The 6,560-nt window shown below is 70.4% G+C and carries 7 protein-coding genes and 1 tRNA gene; 3 read left to right on the forward strand and 5 right to left on the reverse strand.

The window, feature by feature from the left end:
* The first annotated feature begins 752 nt into the window (after positions 1 to 752).
* A complete protein-coding gene (locus FAF44_RS51335) occupies positions 753 to 2,330 on the forward strand; it encodes a site-specific integrase (RefSeq protein WP_237110790.1) in 1,578 nt (525 codons plus the stop codon).
* Between the two features lie 427 nt (positions 2,331 to 2,757).
* On the opposite strand, the gene FAF44_RS51340 is transcribed toward FAF44_RS51335, so the two are convergent.
* The 3 genes from FAF44_RS51340 to FAF44_RS51350 form a co-directional block, all read right to left on the reverse strand.
* Positions 2,758 to 2,831: transfer RNA gene (locus FAF44_RS51340), tRNA-Ile, on the reverse strand.
* 304 nt (positions 2,832 to 3,135) lie between these two features.
* The gene (locus tag FAF44_RS51345; RefSeq protein WP_237110791.1) at positions 3,136 to 3,771 is read right to left on the reverse strand and encodes a hypothetical protein; all 636 of its coding nucleotides are present in this window, start codon (positions 3,769 to 3,771) and stop codon (positions 3,136 to 3,138) included.
* A gap of 83 nt (positions 3,772 to 3,854) precedes the next feature.
* On the reverse strand, positions 3,855 to 4,787 hold the full coding sequence (locus FAF44_RS51350; protein WP_237110792.1) for a LysR family transcriptional regulator: 933 nt from the start codon (positions 4,785 to 4,787) through the stop codon (positions 3,855 to 3,857).
* A gap of 96 nt (positions 4,788 to 4,883) precedes the next feature.
* On the opposite strand from FAF44_RS51350, the gene FAF44_RS51355 reads away from it, so the two are divergent.
* Both FAF44_RS51355 and FAF44_RS51360 read left to right on the forward strand, forming a co-directional pair.
* A complete protein-coding gene (locus tag FAF44_RS51355) occupies positions 4,884 to 5,108 on the forward strand; it encodes a DUF6158 family protein (protein ID WP_237110793.1) in 225 nt (74 codons plus the stop codon).
* A complete protein-coding gene (locus FAF44_RS51360) occupies positions 5,108 to 5,350 on the forward strand; it encodes a hypothetical protein (protein WP_237110794.1) in 243 nt (80 codons plus the stop codon). The genes FAF44_RS51355 and FAF44_RS51360 overlap by 1 nt, the downstream gene beginning before the upstream one ends.
* 57 nt (positions 5,351 to 5,407) lie before the next feature.
* Here FAF44_RS51360 and FAF44_RS51365 read toward each other — a convergent pair whose 3' ends face one another.
* On the reverse strand, positions 5,408 to 6,097 hold the full coding sequence (locus FAF44_RS51365) for a hypothetical protein (RefSeq protein WP_237110795.1): 690 nt from the start codon (positions 6,095 to 6,097) through the stop codon (positions 5,408 to 5,410).
* Positions 6,094 to 6,560 (reverse strand): VWA-like domain-containing protein (locus FAF44_RS51370; RefSeq protein ID WP_237110796.1); only part of this gene is annotated, 467 nt, incomplete at its 5' end. The genes FAF44_RS51365 and FAF44_RS51370, both read right to left, overlap by 4 nt.

The raw sequence follows: 6,560 nt of genomic DNA on the forward strand, positions 1-6,560 counted from the left end.
CTACGGTGCAGCCCGTCCAAGGCCGGCCACCTGTGCAAGGCCATCGCCGTCCTGCAGAATCACCGAGTTTCGCAGGCGGCGTGAGGATGAAAAGCGTTCCGTGTGCCGCCGATGGTTGCTCGGGCTGCTCACCGCCGGTGCCAATGCTGATTTGACCAAAACCTGACCTATTGCGCTGTCCGAACTCGGCTCTTCCGGCCGGTATTTCAATAAGTGACAGGGATGATTCGCTTACCGGATTGGGGGATCCGATGGTGGCGGTACAGCTCAGCCATTTCACCGGATCTCGATGCTGCCGTGCACGCCAGCTGGGGCCGCCGCCATGCGATCAGGGCGGGGCGCTCTGGGTGAGGCCGGTGTTCTCCTGCCGAGGCATGCAACCGGATGCCCCGGGCTCGGCCGGAACGTGCGGCGGGACGCTGTGACCAGCGGATATCGCTTGACACGGGTGGTGAAGGTGGGCGTCGATACCGACCGCCCCGGGCCAGCCGGTGGCCCCGGAGCGTCCCCGCTGTGGCCCCATCACGGGCCTGTGCGGGCCGACCGGGGCCGCCCTGCGGCCCGGGGCACGGAAACCCCCTGCCGGGCTGCCGGACGGCGACCCGCGCGGTGATGGGCCGGGTACGCGATGCCCTACCGCACCGACGGCGCTCCACGGGCCGCCGGGGATAGGGGGATCGCCGCAGGAAATGCGACGTCGAGCAAATCGGCGACGCGAGGTCAGCGAACAGCGGAAAGGCGCGACAGCGACGATGAACGGAACCACCTTCAAGACGTGTTCCTGCCGGGACGAGGCGACCGGCAAGAAACTGGGCAAGGCCTGCCCGAAGCTGCGCCGCCCCGGGGGAGGGGAGCGGTGGAGCAGCGCTCACGGCCGCTGGGCCTACCAACTGGAGCTGCCCGCGCACGCGGATGGGCGGCGGCGTAACCCGCTGCGACGGCGGGGCTTTGCCACGCTGGAGGAGGTCGAGGCCGAGCTGGAGCATGCCCGGGCGCTGCTGGCGCTGGATGAGGACCCGCACATTCGGCGGAAGGTCGCCGAGTTGCTGCTGTCGGTGCTCAAGGACACCAAGGCGCTGCCGCCGGTGGAGGAGGTGCGGCGCAAGGTCCGCACCCGTCAGGACCTCAACCCCACGGTGACGGTCGCCGAGTGGATGCAGGAGTTCCTGCGCCGCAAGCGGAAGATCGACGTCACCACCCGCCGCTCGTATGAGGCGCACATTCGCCTGTACTTCACCCCGTATCTGGGTGATGTCCGGCTGGATCGGCTGCGGGTGTCGGATGTGGCGGGCATGTTCGATGCGATCGAGGAGTTCAATGACGTCATCACTACCGCCCGCGCCAGCGGTGATCCCGAGGAGCGAGCCAAGGTCCGGTATCGGCGGCCGGTCGGCCCGGCCACCATGCACCGCATCCGCGCCACCTTGCGGCACGCGCTCAACATCGCGATCAAGCAGGACCGGCTGATCGACTTCAACCCGGCCGCGGTCGTGGAACTCCCTGATGCCGACCGTCCCAAGGCGCTGGTGTGGACCGATGAGCGGGTGGCCGACTGGAACCGCGACCTGCACGACCGGCTCGATGTCGAGCAGCGGAGGCGCGGGGCCCGGCTCAGCCGCGCCGCCATGATCAACGTGTACGCGTCCGTGCCGCGTCCGTCGCCGGTGATGGTCTGGACGCCGTCCCACACCTACACCTTCCTCGCCCAGGCGGCTACCCACCGGCTGTTCGCGCTCTTTCGGCTGATCGCCCTGCGCGGGCTACGCAGGGGAGAGGCGGTCGGGCTGCGCTGGAAGGACGTCGACCTAACCGCCGGAACAGCAGGGGTGCACTGGCAGATCACCCAGCTGGGCTGGGAACCGGTTCAGGGCAGGCCGAAGACCGAAGCCAGCGACCGCACCATCGCCCTCGATGAAGACACCGTCACCGCGCTGCGCGCCCACCGCAAGCGCCAAGCCGCCGAACGCCTGGCCGCAGGCGGGGCCTGGACGAACAGCGGGTTCGTCTTCACCGATGAGATCGGCAGGCCGCTGCATCCGCAGCAGGTCAGCGACCACTTCTACCAGCTGGCCTTCCACGTGGGGCTGCCACCGGTGCGGCTCCATGACCTCCGCCACGGTGCCGCCTCGCTGATGCTGGCCGCCGGCGTGGACTTGAAGGTGGTTCAGGAGACCCTCGGCCACGTCTCCTCCACCTTCACCCGTGACACCTACACCAGCGTCTACCCTGAGGTGGCCCGGGCCGCCGCGGAATCTACCGCCGCCCTTGTCAACACCGCGGCCGCAGGTGCCCAGACGGCCCGGCTGATCACCCTGCCGACCCACACCTGAGCCACCGAGCACAGGCAGGCCCGCCGATTTCTCGGCGGGCCTGCCTGTTTGCTCTCAACGGTTATGCGCAGACGGCGCAGCCGATCGATCCCTGGGCTGCGCGGTGAAAAGGGCCGAGAGAATCGCTGCGAGAAGCAGCGGATCTTTTGTCTGCTGGTCAGGAGCGCCTGTCCAGCGAGACGAGCCGACTTGGAGAAGGCTTGACCACACAACAAGCCACCACTGACCAGCGGCGCCGCGCAGGCGTTCTGGCTTGATCTTCTGATGGTCGTCACAGGGGTCTGAACTGACGATGGCCGTCTAAACGATCTACCCCCGTACACGGTCCGTACACAAGAGCAACCACCGAGCAACCAACCATGATCAACAGTCAGCGCAGAGGTCGGCGAGGACCGAGAAACCCCAGGTCGGACGCGGTGTTGGTGAGTAGGGCGGGTGGGACTTGAACCCACGACCCACGGATTATGAGTCCGATGCTCTAACCGGCTGAGCTACCGCCCCTGGATGAAGTTGTGTGACGTGACGGTGGGCAGGTCCGAAAGGATCATGCCGCGCCTCGCGCAAGCTAAGGCTAGAGCATCGGATCCGATCGTGGTGCCCGGCCGGACGGGGAGACGTGGCTCCGCCGACATCATTGCATGCCTGCCGACGTTGCCGGGAACCCCAGCCGATCATATTCGCAGCACGCCGTCCGCGCGCAGGTACTGGTGGAGAAGCGGGCGCGGGGAAGGTCAGCGAGTGTGGGGCGGGGGTGGGCCGTTCGGGCGGCCGGGCCCCCACGCTCGCTGACCTGGTCTCCGCACCCTTACGGGCGGTCCAAGATCGGCGTGTTCGAGCCCGACCCGCTGGAGGCGTGCACCCGGTGGTCCTGGGTCGTGCCGTCGTAGCTGTCCTCGGGGTTCGGGGCGCCCGCCACGGCCGAGGAGGCGCCGTTCCATTTCCGCAGGTAGATGTGGACCTCGTCGCCGGAGGTGGTCGTCCGGTGGTATGTGGGGCCGCTGGACGTCATGCCCTGGGCTCGGTCGTCCGAGATGGACGAGCCGCCTGCGGTGAGGACGGCGACGGCCCGGCTGCGCGCACAGGCAGGGGGCGCGGTCCGGTCCGGGAGTTCCATGGCCGCGGTCGGTTCGGCGGGCGAGCGCGGCTCCCCGCGAGCCCCGGCTCCGGAGTGGGTGATCTCGGCGATGTCCGCGCCTTCGTGGCAGGTTCCGGCAAAGCGGTCGCCGGGTCTCCTGCCCGGGCCCGGTACGGCGGCGGCGTCGCCACGGGACGCGTCGGCCGGGCGGTCGAGCGGGTGCTCCTTCGTTCGGCCAGGGTCGCGCTGGACGGCGGCGAGCAGGCCGGAAGGCGGTTCCGCGGGTTTCGCGGTGGCGACGGCCGGGGCGGTCGTCACGGGTGACGCGCCGATCGCGATCCCGATCAGCGCCGGGGTGCGGAGCAAGGTGTCTCCTCGCTGCGGGGGATGCCGTCACGGTAACGGCGGTCCCGGACGCGGAGGAGTACTACTTTGCCCCTATCACCGTGTTATGGAGCGGTGCCATAACCCGGGTTCCTGATGAGCCAGTCATAGTAGACCTGGCTCCGTCGTACGGCGTCCATGTGGGCCTGTTTCGCCTGGCCCACCACCCAGGCGGCCTCGGGGGCGGTGGGGTGGCGGCCGAGCAGTTGCCGCCAGCGCAGCGGCGCGCCGACGAGCGGCACCATGACCAGGCCCTGGGCGGGCTGGTGGGTGGCCTGGCAGAGCACGACGGCCCGTCCGACCTGGGCGAGGTGGGCGCAGGTCGGGACGTCGGTCTCGTAGATCGTTCCCGGCGTGAACCCGGCTCGCGCGCACGCCATGGCGAAACAGTCCGCGAAGCAGCCGTCACCCGGCGTCACCGCCCACTGCTCCCCGGACAGGTCGGACAGCTCGACCTCCGTCACCCTGGCGAGCGGATGGTCCTGCGCGACCAGGCAGAAGACGGGGTCGAGGCTGATCGTCTCCCACAGCAGCGTGCCGGTGGGGGTGCCGGAGTCGCCGCAGGCCCCGGTCAGCACGTAGTCGAGACGGCCGAGTTCGACCATGCTGGTCAGCTCGTGCGTCGACCACGACGTGTACGTGCTGACCTTGCGTTCGGCGGCCAGCCGGTCGACGAGGCCGCCGAGTATCGGGCCGTTCGTGGCGCCGATGCGGAATCCGGGGGAGGGGGCGTGAGCGAAACGTACGGCTTCGTCCTGCAGTTCTTTGGCTGCGGGGAGAAGGACGCGTGCCCGGGCGAGCACGAGTTCGCCGAGGCGGGTGGGCCTGGCGCCGTGGCGGTCACGCTCGAACAGGGCGCCGCCGAGCACCCTCTCGATGCGTTTCAACTGTGCGGTCAGGGCCGGTTGTGCCAGCCCGAGCAGCGACGCGGCCTTGCTCACACTTCCCGCGTCCGCGACCGCGCGGACGATCCTGAGGTGCCTGAGCTCGAGGTCCATAACGGGAAGGTAAGGCGACGATCTCTTACAAACAATGGCTAAATGTCAGGAAATGTGACAGATATTGTTCGGGGCTTCCTGGGGTAGGGGGAGCCCATGACGACGATGGGAATCGATCCGGCCCAGCTCAGCGACGATGATCTGCTACGCGAGCTGCGCCGGCTGCACATGACCCGGAGCGATACTTTTTTCCACGGGTCCGACGACGCCCTGGCCCATCACACCTCGCGCACCAACGAACTGGAGGCGGAATACCTCCGCCGCTACCCCGATCGCGAGATCGATCCGTTCCGGTTGCGGGAGGGGGCGAGGCAGCGCTGATGACGGAAGGTCACGACGTGCAGGCCCTGTCAGACCTGGACGTCTACGTCTACGAGGCGGTCGCGGCCCAGGCCATCGAGTCGGGCGGCGGCGCTGCCAGGTTCGACGCGCTGGTGCGGGCGTCGGGGCTGACGGAGGAAGAGGTCAGCCATAGCCTGGCGCGGCTGATCGAGCATGGGTACGTGGTGCCGATGGGCGACGGGTACGGGCTGGGGCCGCACACGTTCGAGGTCGAGTACTGAGACGGGTACGGGCTGGGGCCGCACACGTTCGAAGTCGGGTACTGAGACGGGCAACGGCTAGCCTTCTTCGCCGAAGGCGGACAGGGCTCGCAGGACGCCCGCCTGCTCCACCGTGACGCCCGCCGCGCGCTGACGTCCCGCCTCCTGCGGCGTGAGCCCGGCCGCGCACCAGGCCGCCACCTCCTCCAGCGGTACGGATCCCCACCACGTGGCCAGCACCGCCACCGCCGGCAGCCCGGTCCGCGCCGCCTCGGCCGCCGTGAACCCCAGCGCTCTGAACACCCTCGCGTCCCCCTGGTCCACCCGCCGCCGGGCCCATTCTCCGGCCTCGTCGGCGTCCCAGCCCGCATCGGCGTACGCGCGGGCCACGTCCGCCGGGACGCCCGCGCGCAGCAGGCTTCGCAGCGTGTGCGCGATCTCCGGGGCGGCGGCGGTGGGCTCGGGCACCAGCAGCCGGGCCGGCCAGGGGATCCGATGCGGGCGCTCGCCGCCCAGGTGCCTGCGGGCGGCGTCGTGCGGGGCCACGCCCAGCTCGTGCCAGCGCACCGCGTCCTGGGGGGTCATGCCGGCCCGCTGCCAGGTGATGACCGTGTGTGGCGTGGCGGCCGCGGTGCTCCAGAGCCGGGCGTCGGCCGGGACGCTCACGCCGGCCGCCCGCCAGGCCGCCGCCTGCCCGGGGGCGAACCTCGCCCGCCGCCACCGCCGGACCTCACCCTGGGTGAACCCGGTGTCCGCCCACTCCGTCACGCCGGCCTCCGCTCGTCACGGACCTGACCGTCCGGTCCGTGCTCCTTCTGGTCCGGTACGCGGACCGCTTCCGCCCAGGGCGGGGCCTGGTGCCGCGTGCCGAACAGGCAGGCCACGACGTGCGGGCGGGGCCGCCGGTCCGGCCACGGGGTGTCGCCGTCGGTGAGTACGATCAGCACGTCGGCTCCGGGGGCCGCCGCCTCGAAGCCCGGACGCAGGTCCGTGCCGCCGCCGCCCACCAGCTCCACCTGGGCCGCCGCCCGTACTCGCTGGGCCGGGTACGCCTTCGTGTCGCAGCAGGTCACGTCCACCCTGCGGTGTCCCGAGGCGCGCAGCACGCCGTCCAGCTCGCCGAGGGCCTGGACGAGCGCCGGACGCGTGACGCTGCCCGACGTGTCCACCAGCACCGAGACGCGGGGGAGCGGCCGGACCAGCGCGGGCAGGACGACCTCCGGCACGGCGG

It is taken from the genome of Nonomuraea sp. MG754425 (genome assembly GCF_021699195.1).
GTDB lineage: Bacteria > Actinomycetota > Actinomycetes > Streptosporangiales > Streptosporangiaceae > Nonomuraea.